Source organism: Candidatus Endomicrobium procryptotermitis, assembly GCA_031279415.1.
Classification (GTDB): Bacteria; Elusimicrobiota; Endomicrobiia; order Endomicrobiales; family Endomicrobiaceae; genus Endomicrobium_B; species Endomicrobium_B procryptotermitis.
This window is the reverse complement of sequence record JAITIP010000021.1, coordinates 1-17994: the sequence shown is the minus strand read 5'-3', so window position 1 is coordinate 17994 and position 17994 is coordinate 1. Positions and strand designations below refer to the sequence as shown.

13 protein-coding genes are annotated in these 17994 nt (G+C 34.3%); 6 read left to right on the top strand and 7 right to left on the bottom strand.

Features of this window, described 5'->3' with window-relative positions; genetic code table 11:
* From LBD46_04605 to LBD46_04585, 5 genes are all read right to left on the bottom strand, one after another.
* Positions 1–2064: hypothetical protein (locus LBD46_04605; GenBank protein ID MDR2426442.1), on the bottom strand; the 2064-nt coding region annotated here is incomplete at its 3' end.
* 89 nt (positions 2065–2153) lie between these two features.
* On the bottom strand, positions 2154–9857 hold the full coding sequence (locus LBD46_04600; GenBank protein MDR2426441.1) for a hypothetical protein: 7704 nt from the start codon (positions 9855–9857) through the stop codon (positions 2154–2156).
* 36 nt (positions 9858–9893) lie between these two features.
* Positions 9894–10385, bottom strand: coding sequence for a hypothetical protein (locus tag LBD46_04595; GenBank protein ID MDR2426440.1), 492 nt, complete (start codon positions 10383–10385; stop codon positions 9894–9896).
* Positions 10386–10501: 116 nt separating this feature from the next.
* The gene (gene pgi / locus LBD46_04590) at positions 10502–12154 is read right to left on the bottom strand and encodes a glucose-6-phosphate isomerase (GenBank protein MDR2426439.1); all 1653 of its coding nucleotides are present in this window, start codon (positions 12152–12154) and stop codon (positions 10502–10504) included.
* A gap of 9 nt (positions 12155–12163) precedes the next feature.
* On the bottom strand, positions 12164–12727 hold the full coding sequence (locus tag LBD46_04585; protein ID MDR2426438.1) for a hypothetical protein: 564 nt from the start codon (positions 12725–12727) through the stop codon (positions 12164–12166).
* 275 nt (positions 12728–13002) lie between these two features.
* Here LBD46_04585 and LBD46_04580 point away from each other — a divergent pair, with 275 nt between their 5' ends.
* The 6 genes from LBD46_04580 (at position 13003) to LBD46_04555 (ending at position 16862) form a co-directional block, all read left to right on the top strand.
* Positions 13003–13800 carry an RNA methyltransferase gene (locus LBD46_04580; GenBank protein ID MDR2426437.1) on the top strand — a complete coding sequence of 266 codons (798 nt, stop codon included), beginning with the start codon at positions 13003–13005 and terminating at the stop codon, positions 13798–13800.
* Positions 13801–13813: 13 nt separating this feature from the next.
* Positions 13814–14374, top strand: a complete 561-nt coding sequence (locus tag LBD46_04575) for a sigma-70 family RNA polymerase sigma factor (GenBank protein ID MDR2426436.1) — start codon at positions 13814–13816, stop codon at positions 14372–14374.
* An 11-nt stretch (positions 14375–14385) separates the two neighbouring features.
* On the top strand, positions 14386–14838 hold the full coding sequence (locus tag LBD46_04570; protein MDR2426435.1) for a zf-HC2 domain-containing protein: 453 nt from the start codon (positions 14386–14388) through the stop codon (positions 14836–14838).
* Between the two features lie 8 nt (positions 14839–14846).
* On the top strand, positions 14847–15221 hold the full coding sequence (locus tag LBD46_04565) for a hypothetical protein (GenBank protein MDR2426434.1): 375 nt from the start codon (positions 14847–14849) through the stop codon (positions 15219–15221).
* A gap of 107 nt (positions 15222–15328) precedes the next feature.
* Positions 15329–15937: a hypothetical protein gene (locus tag LBD46_04560; GenBank protein MDR2426433.1), complete on the top strand. Its 609-nt coding sequence runs from the start codon at positions 15329–15331 to the stop codon at positions 15935–15937.
* A 142-nt stretch (positions 15938–16079) separates the two neighbouring features.
* Positions 16080–16862 (top strand): outer membrane lipoprotein-sorting protein, encoded by a 783-nt coding sequence (locus LBD46_04555; protein ID MDR2426432.1) that lies wholly within the window; start codon positions 16080–16082, stop codon positions 16860–16862.
* Positions 16863–17304: 442 nt separating this feature from the next.
* On the opposite strand, the gene LBD46_04550 is transcribed toward LBD46_04555, so the two are convergent.
* Positions 17305–17700, bottom strand: coding sequence for a DUF5675 family protein (locus LBD46_04550; protein ID MDR2426431.1), 396 nt, complete (start codon positions 17698–17700; stop codon positions 17305–17307).
* 3 nt (positions 17701–17703) lie between these two features.
* Entirely contained in the window at positions 17704–17880 is a 177-nt protein-coding gene (locus LBD46_04545; GenBank protein ID MDR2426430.1) for a hypothetical protein, read from the bottom strand.
* Positions 17881–17994: the final 114 nt, after the last annotated feature.

Genomic DNA, 17994 nt, shown 5'->3' with positions numbered 1-17994 from the left:
CACGCTTAATCCCAAAACGGCAATTACAGGAGCAACTATGGAAACAGAGGCGACTATACCGAAAACAGAAGTGGCGGCAACAATTGCACCCGTAATAATTCCTGCAATCCCATAGATATAAGCTTCTGTGACATTGTATTCCGGCAAAATGCCATTTTCGGCTACTGTAAATGTACCGGACGGTATTTCTTGCGCTGATGCTTCTACCGTATAAGTTCCATCTTCGTTAGGAGTAATTTTTATATTGAAATCTTCTAGTCCTTTATCGGCAAGACTTCGTTTTAACGCCCCGAACGACTCATCGGCATTTATCACTTCGGATATAGATATAGCCTTTTTTTCTTTGTTGGCGTTAGCGGAGTCGACATATGATTTTACAGCATCGAGAAGAGCTTTATTGAAATAAGCCCCGACTACCGCTTTTAAACCGGTTTCACTTACCAAATCAAAAGCTCCTGAAGAAATAGGTTTTTGAAAAGTATTTGAAGGAATAAATTTGGAAATTCTTGCCACGTCTTGGGCAAATAACTTGTCTGCTAGCGCCGCATCCTGCGTTACATTGGGGGTTATTACCAAATAGCTTTGGCGGGCGTTTTGAAGAATTCTTGATATATCTTGAGTGTGAAAACCCCCGCTTACTATCACTTCTATTTCTTTGGCGCTTGCAAGAAGCTCGGAAACGCCGGTCATTATCATATCTTTTGAGAACATCATATTCACTTCGCGGGTTTTAGGAAGCTTGCCGCTGATTTCTTTTATGAAAATATTATTTCTTTCAACGTTAACTTTGTAAAAACTTTCAAACAAAGGGTAATACTGCTCAAGACCCGGAAGTTCAGACATTCTAGTGTGTTTTGTCCACAAAGATTTAAAGTTGGGCAGTTCTTTTTCGAAATATTTGTATTCGGGTGCCGAGATTTTGTTTTCGAGGAAACCTTCCATTAAATCTATAAAGCTGCTCAAATAGATAAGTTCTCTTTCCATATTTGTTTTTGCGGCGTTATTTCTAACTTCCCAAAGCAGCGCTCTTTCCTCATTGACAAGATTAAGGGGATTTATTGTCTGATTTAAGCTTATAAACTGTAAAAACTTGGCAAGCTCTGGATATTTACCGGAATAATTTCCTTTATTGTAAATTTCAGCAAGTTTGAAATAAAATATGCCTTCAGTCTCGGGTTTTGAAGAATAATCAATCAGCTCTTTATATTCACCATAGCTGATTTCAGATTTAAGCTCATTATAGAAGTTGGATATTTGGGAATTGATTTTATCCTTATTGAGTTTACTTTGGACGTTTATTATATTCGACAATAAAACTATCGATGGGTAAAAACCGAAATATATATTTTGTTTTTTTGCTTTTTTGACTATGTAGGCGAAATATCTGTCAAATGAAATTTTGCCGTCTTTATATTTCCTTACTACAGAATCAATTTTCTTGTTTTCTTTTCCGTAATGCTGGTCTGCCAGATATGAAAGAATCATTCTTATTTCGAGAAACAGCGATTTGATTTCTTCTCTTTGCGAATCAATTGTGACAAGTCTGTTAAAGTTCTCAAGATAAGTTTTTCTATCTTCAATGCCTTTAAGAATTTTTGTTTTGCCAGAATTTATGGAAAACAATTCCGAACCGGTCAAAATGCCTTTTGAAAGAAGGGAATTGATTATCGAGTTTTTCAGGTTTTCATCAGAGATATTCGCAAGCCACGACGTGTCAACATCGCTGACAGCTCCTTCGACATATACTTTGTTGATTTTATAATGTGAATCCAAAAACGACAGTATGCTTGCTATATTGCGCTGCGTTTCCTCATGCGAATGTAAATCCTGAATTTGAACTATAACTTTATCGGTTTTAAAATTTACAGAATCGGTGACCCTTCCGAGATTAAAAGGAATTATATAGTCTGCAGACATTGTAACCGGCGCAACCATCGCCGGCATAGGCATCTGGAACGGGGCAGCCCAGCCGTCTGCCGAAAAAATTGAAAATATAAAACTTGCTGCGGTTAAAACTGTGGTAATTTTTCTAAGTTTAATCCGTTTAAAAATTTCTAAAAACATAATCTTCCCCCTTGAGAAAATAATTTATATGCAAAAAAGAAAACATCCAGTCCACTTTTTGAAACGCAATCGAATATTGAAATTTGTCTCTACGCCGCCGCCAATACCGCCCTTGTATTTGCAATGATATTTCCCATTCCCTCCTTTGCCGTATCGACAATGTTGCCCTGCATAAAATCCGCCTTTAGAACAAGCAATGAGAGAAGTTCAGACAATGCAATGGGTTTAGCTTCCGCAGAAAGAGCATCGGATTCAATAAGTGAATTTAGAATATTTATTGCTTCCTGTATTACGGCAAAAGCTTCAACTGCGTTCACAGTGTTAAGAGTATCCAACAATTCAAGAACTTTCTGTAGCTCAGCATTATCTTCATTGTTAAGAATGGATAACGACTCTTTATCTTTTATTGGCTTGAGATCTTTGCCATAAGGAACATCCACAGAAGCGTCTTCAATCTTCATATTCATAAAAATGTCCTTTTTAAGCATAAGCAGTTTCGCTTCGAGAAGCATCTTTCCGAGCTTATCTTTATTTGTCTTATTGACATAATTGAGTTTTTTGTGTGACTGTTTCTCGTAGTTTGCAAGTTCCGTGTTCTCAATTGCGCCCTGCAGGTAACCTTCGATTCTTTTAATAATTAAACTGCGGGTCTTATTATTATTTTCGAAATATCTGAAATTATGCCCATAATCCGTGTTCTTACTCGCATCGTATTTTTTGATTTCTGTAATAATTTCAGTATTAATATTTTTGAATTGTGCGATCAAATCATACATATAATTCGACTTTAAAAGCGATTCGATTTCATATATAGTTTCATTAATATCTTTTCCAGCACGTAAATTTGCAAGAGATTTGTATAATTGCACTTCGGAGTCGTCTTCAACTAAAACGTTATGCCTTACGGCTAAAGCTCTTGCCGAACTAAATGCACCTTGCGGAGTATTTCTGAAAATGACGGCTCTTTTTAAAAATAGTACTTTGAGCATATTTAAAGTGTCAAAAGGGGTCTCTTCTGTTTGCTTCAAAGCTTTAATAATATCATAAGCTATGCCTACGATGCCGACTGTTTTTGCTTTTGTGATATCTTCAATATCATTAGCTGTAAAATTATAATCCATAGACTGCAGGTCGTAAGATTCGTTACCAAGGCTGAACTCTACCCATGCATTGGTGACCATATTTAAAGCGTCTTTATTGTTATGTGAAATAGTTCTTACAGTCATTATTTTTGCATCTCTGTAAATATCTTCAGCATAATAAGAACTTTTTACTCCAAAAATGCCTTCCGAAGATTCCCCGTTTATTATGCCCCTTACAACATTGAATTTTTTCGAAGCTTTTTCAGCATCGTCATTTGACATACGTGACAAATCCAGCCTTATGCCATCAATAAAATCTTTTGAACCCTGCGTAACGCCGGTTACCACTCTGAAAGATACCAACTGTGAATATAAAGATTCCAACCAGCTTTCAAAAGCAGTATAATTGTCAAGAGAGTATTCAATCACGACTTTCAAACCCTGATTGTGCGCTTTTAAAAGTATCTCGCGCAGAGTTTTAACATCAACGGTATTTGAAGTGTCAAGTTTTATTACTATTGTGTCAATATTGAAAGATTTCAGCTCTTTTATCGCCGCTTCTGAGTTAATATCGCTTAAAGACGTTTTTGAAGTATCCACGATAGTAGAAAAAATTGGACTTGATTCCATATATAAATCTTTAACTCTCTTCCTCATCATTTCCCCTGCAAGAGTAAGTATCTCTTCTTCTTGTCCTGCAATATAAGAAGAGACAAAACCTCGCGTATTCCGAGAGTCAATTTCTTCGACAGGTTTGTCTTTATTTGATAAAGAAGACACAATAACTGCCTCAGGAAACATCATCTGGATCATATCATAACTCATTCCTTCACCCGACGGCACATCAACTATACCAAAATTGTCTTTGCCAAGCATAGTTTTTTTTTGTTTAAACCATTCTAATACTTCCTTCATATAATGGATATCCATGTTTTCAATTACATTGTAGATATAAATATTAATCTCTTTACCGGTATTATCATCTTTTTTCTTCATAAACCAAAGAGAATCAATTATCTCTTCTTTATCCAAATAAATAATATCGAAATCTATATTATATTTGTAGATATTATCAACCAAAGGATCTTCTACGTTGTATTTGAAAATATTGCCGGGTTTGACGATATTTACATCAATGCCTTTTTCTATAAGCACTTCTGCCTGCTTAATTATAGTGTAAATATCATCTCCTTCAGCAACAATGAAAGTATATGATTTATTTTTCAGTTCCGGGACGTTAATATCAACATAAGATTTGCCTAATAACAATTTCTTTAAAGCAATTTTTAATTTATCGAAAAATATCATCATTCTCTTTTGCGGTAAAGTTGAACTAATGGAAATTTCTTCCTTTTTATCTACTGTCACAGTCGTATCTTTTAATATTACTCGTCCTTCTTTATCCTTATTAAGCTTGAAAGAACTTAAAGTTTCTGGAGAAATCGTAACGACTTCTTCGCCTTCATTGTAAAAAGTTACTTTTCCTTCAAGTCTCAGATTATTTAATTTAAATTTGCCTTTTACATCTAAATTGGTCAACTTTGCAGTGCTAAGAGATCCCCATAAGTGTCCGTATATATAATATGCATCTGCATCGACATTTACCGTAAGCCCTTTTTCGCTCGGTATCCATTTACTTTTGACGTATTTTCCACCGTACATATACTTTATTTTATCTATAGTATAGCTGTTGAGAGCTTCCAGATTTATAGTCATATTAAGCATTTTTTTTAATTCAGATTTAGTGTCTATCATATTCTTATCCATCATAGTATCATGTATGCCAATAATGATATAAATAATTTTCAATCTTTCATCTTCACTCATTAGCTTTCTGGCAGAATCAGAATACATATCGGCAATCACTTTATTAAAAAAATCTTGCATGGGTAATTTAAGCTCACCTGTAATAGACCCAAAAATAGTTTCAGCTTTTTTAACTAAACGGCTTATGAAATCACGTTTTTGCCTCATTTCAGTAGTCTCTTTACTGCCCAATTTTTGTCCCTTTTCATTAATCTCTTTATCAAGCCACTGCAGCCTATGCAGTCCCTTACGTATCCCCTCCACTTGCTCTGTATAAAATTTATTTGAAATTACAAGTGTGCCTTTTTCATCGTAGAAATCTAATATCATTTCAACATCTAATATTGTTTCAGTGTATAATTTATTAAACTCAGAAGATTTTTGTGATATTTCTTGTATAAGCTGATCGGAAGTTTTCCACAAATTGTTGACTTCTATTATCATCTCTCCGGTTTTGTCTACGATTACAATCACATCTTTAACTATACGCTTAGAATCCTCTCCGCGCTCCAACCCTTTAAATATAGGAGAATCTGCATTAAGTGTTACTTTTTCTGCGCTGTCGTTTAGAATTATCACGTCTCCGCTGAAGATTAAATTTTCAATGGAAACATCGCCGTCTACTGATATATTTGTAAAGTCAATGATATCAATATCAACACCTTTCCATCCGAGTTTCTTGAAAGCTTCATCCAAACTTCTTTTTTTCACGTATTTTAATAGATATGTAACTCTATCGCGATAGTCAACAAGGGGATCAATCTTCATGCCCGCAATAGCATTTTTCAAAGCGTCCTCAGAGGCTTCTGTGTCGTCAAAGTTTTCTATTGCCTGTCGAAGCTTTTTTAATGTCTTATCAAGTTCCGCAAAATGTTCGTATAAAGAGCCGAGAAAAGTGTCATCTCTTTCGATTTTAGTGTCATAAAATTTATCTACAAAATACTTTGTTTTCGGGTCCACCGGAGGAATATCCGCTGTCATGATATGCTTTTTAGCCTTTATGTTCCATACCATATGGGATAAAATATTTGCAATATTTGCCGTTAATCCCGCTATTGCTCTTATTCCCGTAATTTTCAACGCCGCATTATAAGCTGACAACGAAGCATTGATTATACCCATAGCTCCTTCTTTATATTTTTCTTTCACACCTTCAGCATAATTCTCATGCCCTTTAAGAAAATCCTCCAACGCTGCGGCTGCCTTTTCGTTTCTCTTTACGATTTCTTCTTCTGTCAGCCCCTCCTGTTTCGACGCTCTGAAAGCATCAAATATTCTCATCAACTGCCCTCTTTCCATAAAAGGAGCAATGGCGGCCGTAAGAATTCTGTACCCTATCTTTGAATTCGCTATCTTTTCCGCCCAACTCCTGCCAAAAACCCTGCTCAACTTTTGTATATACGCTTCTTTCGTCGAATCCGCAGTAAGGTAGGATGGTCTGGAGTTAAAGTTTTTAATATCAGCGTCCAACTGGTCTATAATTTTTTTTAATTCCTCATCATATGGTAATCCATTTTCTTCTATAGATCTACGAATATTAGCAAGTCTGTACATGGCAGTTGTCAACAGAGGTACTTCTGCTTTCTTTCTATTCATTATGCTTCTGGCCAAATTCTTATATAATTTTACCACGTTCAGAAAACTTTTTTTGTTATTGTCATTGATAGGATTACTTGTAAATCTATCTATTTCTATACCCAAATCAAAAAATATTATATTATTTTTAATTTCTTGTATCTTCTTTATTCGTTCTTCTTTTTTTCCTATTACTTCTTCTGTTCTTATTCCCGCTTCAAGAAGAGTAATCTCTTTATCAAGTCGTATCAACTCATCTACATCTGCTTCACTGACCTTATACCTAATTTTTAATATTTCACCGAAAAACTCAAAATCATTTGACATGTAACCGTATAATTTGTTGAACAGAGAATATTTCTGCGATAATTCCCATTTCTGTTCTTGCTCAAAGCGTTTTAATATTTTTAAAATTTCTGCATTATTAGACTCATAAGGATTTTGCAGGATTATGTCTCTCTCCGCGTTCAACTTTTGTATCATACTTTCTATCTTCTTTATATCCTCAATATTATTCTGTTCGGCAAAAAGAGACGGATGCAAGGAGTGGAGAGTAAATAATTCTTTTGCCTTTGTTAAAAAATCTAGTATTTGTTGATGACGATCAGCTCTAATTCTTTCTACTTTTCCTTTTTTTTGCTCTTCTATTTCAGTTAAAATACCTTCATAATGCATTATATCAAAAGCATGTATATCCGAGAATAAGCGTCTTATTTTTATTTTTTCATTTTTTTCAGTTTTTAATAAAGACGCAAAGGCTCGTGCCGCAACCCTAAAGTTTTCCGTAAAGTAAGCAAAAATTTCACCTTTGCCTCTGATGTGCGACTGTTCGTGATCAAGTATTATTGATTGAGCAATTAATGGCGCATTTTTGTCAAGAAAATACAAAGCTATTGGGTTTACATATATTACATTCGGATTTGCAGGATCAACTGATGCGATATTAGACAGCGAAACTTCTTTTATTTCTGACGGAACATTTTTAGCAAACCTGTTTACAATATCTATTTTTTTGGAAAGACCGAGAATATACATTTTCTCCTTAAAATCAATTAAAAAATCGCGCTGAGAAGTATTGTCCGGCAGAACCATGTTTATATCAGAATTGATAAGACTTCTTGTAATGTATTCTCCTACATGATATTCAGCAATCTTCAAGTTAAATGAATGATTATCAGGCACTTTATGAACTATACGAAATACATACAAAATAAACTCATTAATTGCTTTTTTTGCCATAAGGGTTTTGATAAATCCAACAGCGCCAAAATATGTCCCCACTACTGCAAAAATCTCAGCAGCAAGAAAAGTAGGAACAGAAATCGGTGCCAAAAAAAATGCAGAAACTAAACCAATTCCTATCCCTGCTATAAACAACCCGGCGCTAATGATTTTTTGCTGCTCAGAATTATAATCCATCGCAGGCGGACGCGGCAATACTTTATGAACAGCTATTTGTTCTTTGCCCTCAACATCTGTGTAAGTAAAAGTTATTTTATATCCTTCTCCTTCTTTTACCGGAACACCTATAGAAAGATTGTCAACTTTAAACTTGTCATGCAATTGCTTGGCATTATCCTTAACCATCTGCGCAAAAATTTGGGGAAATTCCTGCATTTTCCCCTCAATATCAGCCGTCTGTAAAATCAGAAAAGACGTAACATACGAAGCTATTACGTCAATTACATTGCTGTTATCTGCGGCCAGATTAAGCGTGTTGCTTTGAATCAAATCTTTAAAAGTATTTTGCAACACAGCGGACTGCTTTAATATATTTATTTCATAGTTTTTGTTGGAAACAATCGTATCCTGTGTAACGTTCGGAGTAATTACTATATAACTGTAGCCGTTATCGCCCATAAGTTTCGCAAGGTCATGCGTGTGAAATCCTCCTGTTATTACCACATCGATATTTTTTGCATTTTCCAGCAGTTTTGATGCCGATTTTTGTTCCGGATTTTTGATTGTTCTTATTTTTTCTTGAGTTTGTTTAGGCAGCTTTCCCGTTATCTGCTCAAGAAAATATCTATTTCTTTCGACATTGACTTTGTAAAACCTGTCAAATAATTCATAGTACCTGTCAATCTCAGGCAATCCTGCTATGTCAACGTATTTCTTCCACAGTATTTTAAATTTCAGCAGGTTTTTTTCAAAATATTCATATTCTCTGGCCGATACTTTATTGTTAAGATAGTTCTCAAATGTTGAAAACATATCGTTAAGAAACAATACTTCCCTCTCGGAATTTGTCATTGCAAAACGATACATAATTTCTTTTGTCAGCTTCTTTTCTTCCTGCACAAGATATATGGGATTGATATTCTGGTTAAGGCTTGTTAGCTCAAAAAACTTTTCCAGCTCGTTATATTTTCCCACAAATCCGTACTTATAATAAATATCGCCAAGCGCAAGAGATAAATTCCCTTCTTCCTCTTTCTTCCCGAACAAATCCGAGATTTTCTTATACTCCGAGTAGGGCAACTTTTCCTTAAGCAAACCTATCAATTCCGTAATCTGCGCGGTAAGCTTTTTATTTCTCATCGAAGCTTGCAGCTTTATTATTTTCTCAAAACTTACTACTGACGGATAATTTGCAAGATTTACCTCATTCTTGCCGGCTTTTTCAAGCAGATATCTGAAATATCTGTCTGCCTTCATCTTCCCCTCTTTATACTTATTTACAGTTATTATAAATTTTCGGTTTTCTCTGCTGTAATATGCTTGTGAAACCACGTTCAAAAAATCGTTAATTTCAGGGATGAGAGACCGGATTTCATCGCGCTTTTTATAAATCTGTTCAAGACGTTTAAAATTTTCAATATAGAGTTCGGCATTTTCTATACCTTGAAGAATATTTATTTTTGAAGATTTTATCGAGTAATACTCCGCTCCGCTTAATTCTCCTTCTCTAATAAGAGCATTTATCGCCGCATCTTTGAAACTTTCATCCTCAATATTGGCCAGCCACCCAGTGCTTACCTGCCCGGCAGCACCTTCAACATATATTTTATTTATCCCGTATTTCGCGTCGAGAATGGAAAGTATGCCATTAATATTGCGCTGTGTCTCCTCATGTGCGTGCAAATCCTGAATATTAACTATTACTTTTCCATTTCCAGTATTTAATACATCTGTAACCCGTCCTATATTAAAAGGAACTATGTTCTCGGAAAATGACAATGCAGGTGCAATGCCTGCCGGCTGGAGCATAGACATTTGCGCAGTCGCCGACCAGCCTCCCGTTGTAAAAACAGAAAGCATAAAACTCGCGGCAGTCAAAACCGCTGTAATTTTACTCAATCTTATTTTTTTTAAAGTTTTAGAAAACATATTTCCCTCCTATAAAAAACAACACCCGATCTTAAATTATAAGATCGGGTGGGTATTTTTAAAGTAGTATGATAATACTTCGGAGTCGTCTTTTTTTCTTACTGACAAAATAAACATCATTAACAATAAAATCATCCAACCAGTAAAAGCAAAATGACTATCTCCCGTTATGTTTAAAACATAAATATCTTTTGCGCCCTCAAAAGATAAAGCCCCCCCGGACAATAAATTTGTTTTCATTGTTTTCTGCATACTATTATCTAAAACTATAGCTTTGTCATCTTTATTATTTTTTCCATCATGTTTAGGAGGCGCTTCTTTTTTTGATGTCTGTGCTTGCATATCAAGAAAGTCCTGAGCTATAACATTTACCATCTTAAAAGCCACTTTTGACAACGAAGCATAATAGCTGGATATTGTGCTGTTAAGGCAAAGAACGCTAACCTCATTTGCAGAAACAACCTTCACAAATGAAGGTGAAAATATTATAAAACAAACAATAACCGATAAACACTTTTTTATGCTCATACTAAATTTATACACAAAAACCCTTTTTCAAACAAGCACTTTTTACAATATTCACATTTTTTTCACAAGTTATTTTCTGTAATAAAAATATTTTTTTATTTTTAGTTTGACTTTTATTAATAATTTTGTTTCCTTCTTTTATTAAAGACTGCTAGGAGATTTTTTGTCGAACCGTCATGCTTATTGTCAGCTTTTCCTTCAAGCTCCGGAAGTATGGTATTTGCCAAAACTTTTCCAAGCTCAACTCCCCATTGGTCAAAACTGTTAATTCTCCAGATTATTCCCTGAGTAAATATTTTATGCTCGTACATTGCGATTAAAGCGCCAAGAGTTTTAGGCGTAAGCTCATTTATTAAAATGCTGTTGGTAGGCCTGTTTCCTTCAAAAATTTTGTGAGGCGTAAGCATTTTTATATCTTCTTTAGAAGTTCCGCTTTTTGTCAGATTTTCGATAACTTCTTCCCTTGTCCGCCCGAAAGCAAGAGCTTCTGTCTGGGCAAAATAATTTGCCATAAGTTTCTCGTGATGACTGCCTACCTTTTCCGGCGGATTTATAAAACCTATAAAATCGCATGGAATAAACTTTGTCCCTTGATGAATTAGCTGATAAAAAGAATGCTGCCCGTTTGTTCCGGGTTCCCCCCATATTATGGGCCCGGTTTGATAGTCAACTCTGTCACCTTCAAAGTTTATAGTTTTTCCGCTGCTTTCCATATCTGCTTGCTGCAGATAAGCGGGAAATCTATGGAGATACTGACTGTAAGGAAGAATCGCATGGCTTGACGCGTTAAAAAAGTTGATATACCATACTCCAAGCAGCGCCATAATGACAGGAACATTCTTTTCATAAGATGTTTCAATAAAATGTTTGTCCATATAATAAGCGCCTTCCAGAAGTTCCGTAAACTTGTCAAAACCTATAAAACATGCTATCGGAAGTCCTATGGCTGACCAAAGAGAATATCTACCTCCGATAAAATCCCAAAATTCAAACATATTGTTTTCATCTATACCAAACTCTTTAACTTTTTTGACATTCGTCGATAAAGCGGCAAAATGATTTGCTACGGACTTTACGCCTAACTTCGCGGTAAGCCAATCTCTTGCGGTTAGTGCATTGGTAATAGTTTCAAGCGTGGTAAATGTTTTTGAAGCGATTATAAATAGCGTCGTTTCAGGATTTAATTTTTTTAAAGTTTCAAGAATATCGGCTCCATCTATATTTGAAACGAAGTGAATGTTAAGCACATTTCCCAAAAACTTTAATGCTTCGCATACCATTTTAGGTCCTAAATCCGAGCCGCCTATACCTATATTTACTACATCCGTAATTCTTTTTCCCGTAGCGCCAAGCCGTCTTCCTTTTCGTATATCTTCGCTAAAAATCTTCATCTTTTCAAGAACGACGTTTATCTCCAACATCACATTTTTGCCATCGACATATATCGGCTTATTGTTTCTATTTCTCAATGCCGTATGCAAAACGGCGCGTTTTTCGGTCCAATTAATTTTCTCTCCGGAAAACATCTTGGTGGCATATTCACTTACTTTCGCCGCTTTTGCAAGCTCAATAAGCAGATGAAAGGTACCATCATTTATAATATTTTTCGAGTAGTCAAAAACCAATCCGAGATTATCATCTTTGACCGAGAATTTATCAAATCTTCCGGACTCTTTAAATAAATCTCTTAAGCTTAAATTTTTATTTTGCACTCGATGCGCTTTAAGGTTTTGCCATTGCTGTGTTTTTGTAAACTCAAATATACTCATGACTATTTTTTACTCCTCTTCCCATTCTGAGTTTGAAAAAATATTAAATTTATATCCGAAGATAACACCTATTTTTTGATAAGAAATCCACATTCCATCATATTCTCCGTCATAAGTTGAAGCCATGACTTCAGCAATAAAATTTTCATATTCAGTTCCTATTCCAGCGCTTAAGTAAATGTTTCCGGAAATATCTCCGTCAGTTTCAGTTGTCGCAAAAATGCTGTAGCCAGCATTTGCTTTTATGTAAGGTCTCACATTGTCCCATTCTCCCAAAGGATAAAATAGCAAAGATATATAAACGGGCAAAAATGAAAAATCATTATCGCCGTTTATTTTAGCAAAACCTCTTGGCAAGGCGTATTCCAAACCGGCTCCCCAGCCGAAATAATTGCTTATTTTTCCTCTCATTTCTGCACCGACAGTAAATCCAAGCTTTGTTTCTTTGTCAGGTTCCTTTTCATGATTCATAGTACCCGATATATCCGCTCCGACCTTTGGAAGTATAGTTAAAGCAAAAGTTGAAGATACGGCAAAAACCATACACAAAACTGCTGCCAAAATTTTTTTCATTTTTCCTCCATCCACTATTGTCATTTTTGATAGAATTTTGTTTAGGCAAGCATTTTTATAAGACACATAACAAACAAATCCATAGTTGAAAATCTTTCCAAAAACTCTGCCGGCAAAAATACAAAGCTGCCCGCTGAAAAAATCATCATATTAAATTAAGCAGCGCAATCTCATGCCGCAAAATTAACCTATATATTATATATTTTAAATAGTTTTTTGTCTATTTTTTGCAGAAATAATTGCCTTTTTGTTAAATAAGTGGTAAAAATAATACTATGATTATTGAAAGCGCGCAAAATAAAATCTTTAAAGAAGCGATGTCTCTTAAAGAAAAAAAATACAGGCAGAAAAATGGGCTGTTCCTTGTTGAAGGACAAAAACAGACCGAAGAAATAAGCGGAAATTGGCATATCGACAGTTTTTTTATATCAAAAACCTTTTCAAAAAAAAACCAGTTTAAAACAAACATCAAATCATTCATAATTGCTGACTCTCTTTTCAAAAAACTCTCATCAACTCAAACGCCTCAAGGGATAATAGCAGTCATTGAAAAAAAATCTTATGATATTGAAAACATTTTTAAAGAAGACGGCTTCTTTATTATTTTAGAAAAGATGCAGGACCCCGGCAATCTAGGAACAATAATACGTTCTGCAGACGCTTTCGGAGCAAAAGGCATTTTTGTTTCTAAAGGAAGCGCAGACATCTATTCCGACAAAGTAATTCGTTCCACAATGGGTTCATTTTTTCATCTTCCAATAATAGATGAATGCGACATCCAAGACATTATAAAACTGATGAAAAAAGAAAAAGTGAAAATTTTTGCCGCATCATTAGATGCAAAAACAGGGTTGAAAGACATAGTCTTTCCCACAAAAAGTGTTATTATTATCGGCAACGAGTCAAAAGGCTTAAGTTTGGAAATTCAAAAAAAAGCCAACGCATTAATTAAAATCGAGATGTGTGGAAATGCCGAGTCTTTAAATGCCGCGGCAGCGGCGGCAATAATTATGTACAGAATGGCATTTTCTTATATAAAATGTAACATTTTTGCGAAAAATGAATCTAAATAAATGAGAGTTTGACATGCTAAGCGATTTGGACCTGATTAAATTCGTTAGAGAAGGCAAGCAGGAAGCTTTTGAAGCGTTCATAATAAAGTATAAAGATAAAGTTTATAATATAGCTTTTTCATTTACAGGCAACCACTCTGAAAGCGATGATATTGCACAAAATGTTTTCTTTAAAATTTACTTAAACTTAAATTCTTTTGAAGGAAAATCATCTTTTTCAACGTGGCTATACAGAATAACCGTAAACGAATGTTACAACGGTCTTCGAAAAAGAAAAAATAATATTTTGTCATTAGATTTTGTAATTAAAGAAGATGCTGTCGTTTCTTTAAAAGACATATTTGAAGATAAAAACGTAAATATCGAAGATTTCATGATGCGTAAAGAAATGCAGTTAAAAGTTAGAAAAGCAATTATAGAGCTTCCTTATAAATACAGAATGATAGTAACATTGAGAGATATTGAAGATATGTCATACGAAGAAATTTCGAAAATAATGAAAATATCGCAAGACAAAGTTAAAGTGTGGCTTTTCAGAGCCAGAAGCAAATTAAAAAATATTTTAAGAACATAAAGGTGAAAAAAATGAACTGTAAAAAATTCAAAATCAATATGAGCGCATATATCGACAATTATCTGTATAAGCATGAAAAAATTATGTTAGAAAAACATTTACAAAGTTGTGATAAATGCATAAAAGAATATAAAGGCCTAAAAAACACAAAAATGATGACATCTTTTTTAAATAAAGAGGCAGCACCTGCGGATTTTGAAAGAAAAATAATGGAAAAAATAAAAAATGGACATTTTACGACGAATTGGCTTGAATATTTTATCGCAACAGCTAGAACATCATTAATTGCTTCCATTTTAATTTTCGGAGTGATAGCGGCATTTAATTTTTTTACACCTTTGACTACCGCATGTTCAAATGTGGACAATGTGGAAGCAATAAACAATTATGTGTTAAAAGGCAATATTTTTGCAAAACAAAACAAAATATCAGATGCTAAAATTATAGAAGCTTTATTTGAATAGGAGAAAAAATGGCAGTTTCACTTAAGACAAAAGCCTTCTTTGTTTGTTTGCTCATTTTTATTGCCGGCTTTGCCTGCGGTTTTATAGGTAAAAGCATACTACATAATAAAAGCGAATATCACTTTCAGCATGACTTTGAAAAATTGGAACCTCTTACAAAAGAACTCGGTTTAAGTGATGTGCAGAAAGCCCTGCTTTTCAATATTCTGGCTGAACATAAAACTGCAATAAATGATACAATGAAGCAAGTTTACCCAACAATAAAAATACAGTTACATATAATGAGAGAAAATATCAGAACTATTTTAGATGAAAATCAGAAAAAAATATACGCTCATCTGTTGAAAGAGCATGAAGCAAAACAGTTTGACAAAAGATATTGATTTTATTTTACAAATTTTCTACTATTGATATATGTAACATTTTAATGAAAAATACGTCTTATTTAGGAAGATGCGCAAGCATCTAAAACAAACAAAGGAGAAGAAAAATGAAAAAGATTTTATGTCTTGCAGTGGCAGCATTAGTGGCAGCTTCAGCAACAGTTGCATTCGCTCAGAGAGCAAAATCATCGGCTTCAACGTTTAAACCTTTTGCAGTCTATGTGGAAAATGCCTCTAAGGAAAATCACTATGCCCCTTCAGGATGGATGGGAGATTACGGCGATCTTAAAATCAATCTTGCCAACACAGAATCGCCGAGAAGCGGAAATTATTGTATAAAACTTACTTATAGCGCAAAAATGACACAGGGCGCGGGCTGGGCGGGAATTTACTGGCAGCAACCTGCAAATAACTGGGGTGAAAAGAAAGGCGGATACGATTTAACTGGAGCGACAAAACTTACGTTCTGGGTACGCGGAGCTGTAGGCGGAGAGAAAATAGCAGAATTTAAAGTCGGCGGAATAACTGGAGAGTTTCCCGATACAGATTCTCAGTCTATCGGACCTATAGAGCTTACAAAAGAATGGCAGAAATATACGATTGATCTTAAAGATAAAGATCTTTCTCATATAATCGGTGGCTTCTGCTGGGCAGCATCAAAAGACGACAATCCAAATGGATTTGTCATGTATCTTGACGATATAATTTACGAATAATTTTTTCTTTCAAGAGGGCAGAGTTTTAATGACTCTGCCCTTTTTTATTGGCTCTTTCAATCAGTATATATATATCTAATTGGTACATCTATCAAAAAAGCTGGCAAACATTTTTATATTATGTATATTTAAGAGAAGAAAAATGAAAAAACTATTTTTAGTGCTTATTTTAACGGTAATGACATTTTCTTTCGCTATGGCGTCAGACAAGGAAACGCCGTCCTCAATTTATGAGAAAATTCTTGAGAAAAGTTATATAGGCAAATACAAAAGCATTATAATAGATAAAGAACTTACATCAACTCAGATTTCAAATGGAATGTCTATAAGAAGCAAAACTTATTTTGCCTACGACAAATATCGTGAAGAAACTGCCACAAAAGATACTTCCGGACAGACAATAAACATTATTACGATTTTCACTTCATCGGATACGTATATGAGTTATAATCAAGGAGAAACTTTTCTCTCTTTCGGTACGTCTCTTATAGACGAAATCAGTTCAAATATTAAAAATATAGATTCGTTTACTCTTCATGCAGTATTAAAAGAAAAAATGGAAACCGTCAACGGAAGCGAATGTTATGCCATTGAAGATAACGGCATGGGGATAAACAGAAAATTTTATGTTGAAAAGAAAACATACAATTTACTTAAAAGCATAATTTCAACCGAAGAAATGCTGATAGTAACGGAACTGTCAAACTATAAGAAAGTAGACAAATATACAGGTCCTTTTACCATACAGTTGCTAATACGGAAAAAAACCGGTGACAAACAAACTATAGAATCGAATATAAAAATTCATTCGATTCAGTTCAACCCTTCAATAAACAGTGAAATTTTTAGCCCAAAAAATGTTTCGGCTATTCCAAATATTTATGGAATAGGAAATATAAAAGACATGCTGCAGTCAATATTTTAATATAAAAAGCAAAAGCTTCTATCTTTTAATTTTTGTCCAGTTTTCTTAACTTCTTGATACCCCATTAAACAACATTCATCCGCTGCTAAACCTCACGTTCGACTATAAAATAAAAAATGCTTGATAAATGTGGAAATTTACCAAGCATATATAAATATCGGGGAGACAGGACAAATTCACTATATAGTTAGTCTTATTTTAGTCTTGTAAGTATATTTTATTTTTTACTTCTTTTTTATCTTTCATTTTTTTCTCCTTGATTTTTTTTCAAAGGGTGCTAAACTTTATTTGAAAGGTTGTTTAGCACCTTTTTTCAGCCGCTAAACGTTTGTGCGTTTGTTTGTTCCTTTGTAAAAAAAATTCTATAAAAATTCTATTTTTTTTCTTTAGAATTTAATCAATAGAATTTTAAGGATTAAAAATATGTTGAGGCCTGCAATTATTACTTTATCTCTACCTCAATAATTTCGTTTCTGTTTATTGCTTCTTTATATAGTACGACAATTTTTTCAAGGGTTTGTTTGCTTTCAAGGACTTTTCCCTTTACTTCATTTTTCCCGACCAAAATGCAGCCTTCAGTGTCTGAAGCTGTGTTTCCTGCGTGAATTCTTATCCCTTCAAAGTTCGGCACATTCTCTATTATCGGCAGATAGCTTTTAAACCGAGCAGACCATGTCAAATTGCTTAAATATTTCCCCGCAGGTATTGCGGTAATACCTTGAATTTTTGGCTCTCTAACTTCGTCTTCAAGGGTATCGCATGTATAGATGTTATCGGCATACAGTTTACCAATAGTGTAATTCTCTTTAAATGCAAACCGCTTAATCAATATTTTCATTTCTTATACCTTTTTGTAACCCATCGTTATTAGGGTTTTCGCTTGTTTGTCAACTACAATTACCTTGCTGTCACCCATAATAATAATCCTTTCGTCTTTGGGCTTTCCTTTTTCTTTAGATTTTGTTTTTACGCCAAAACAAAAATTATACACGCCACCAAGCACATTTAATAAATTCATTTTTTCACCTCCCACATTAAAGATTTTCTTTTATCCTTTTAATACCTCTTCATTTCAACGCTAAAACTATAGCAGCTGACGCTGCTATAATGGCAGCGTACTTATAAATTTTGT

Excerpts from the sequence above, each read along its gene's own strand:
- pgi (MDR2426439.1), bottom strand. The coding sequence starts at position 12,154 with ATGAGTATATTTGAGTTTACAAAAACACAGCAATGGCAAAACCTTAAA.
- LBD46_04560 (MDR2426433.1), top strand. The coding sequence starts at position 15,329 with ATGAAAAAGATTTTATGTCTTGCAGTGGCAGCATTAGTGGCAGCTTCA.
- LBD46_04580 (MDR2426437.1), top strand. The coding sequence starts at position 13,003 with ATGATTATTGAAAGCGCGCAAAATAAAATCTTTAAAGAAGCGATGTCT.
- LBD46_04550 (MDR2426431.1), bottom strand. The coding sequence starts at position 17,700 with ATGAAAATATTGATTAAGCGGTTTGCATTTAAAGAGAATTACACTATT.
- LBD46_04595 (MDR2426440.1), bottom strand. The coding sequence starts at position 10,385 with ATGAGCATAAAAAAGTGTTTATCGGTTATTGTTTGTTTTATAATATTT.
- LBD46_04575 (MDR2426436.1), top strand. The coding sequence starts at position 13,814 with ATGCTAAGCGATTTGGACCTGATTAAATTCGTTAGAGAAGGCAAGCAG.
- LBD46_04565 (MDR2426434.1), top strand. The coding sequence starts at position 14,847 with ATGGCAGTTTCACTTAAGACAAAAGCCTTCTTTGTTTGTTTGCTCATT.
- LBD46_04545 (MDR2426430.1), bottom strand. The coding sequence starts at position 17,880 with ATGAATTTATTAAATGTGCTTGGTGGCGTGTATAATTTTTGTTTTGGC.
- LBD46_04585 (MDR2426438.1), bottom strand. The coding sequence starts at position 12,727 with ATGAAAAAAATTTTGGCAGCAGTTTTGTGTATGGTTTTTGCCGTATCT.
- LBD46_04570 (MDR2426435.1), top strand. The coding sequence starts at position 14,386 with ATGAACTGTAAAAAATTCAAAATCAATATGAGCGCATATATCGACAAT.
- LBD46_04600 (MDR2426441.1), bottom strand. The coding sequence starts at position 9,857 with ATGTTTTCTAAAACTTTAAAAAAAATAAGATTGAGTAAAATTACAGCG.
- LBD46_04555 (MDR2426432.1), top strand. The coding sequence starts at position 16,080 with ATGAAAAAACTATTTTTAGTGCTTATTTTAACGGTAATGACATTTTCT.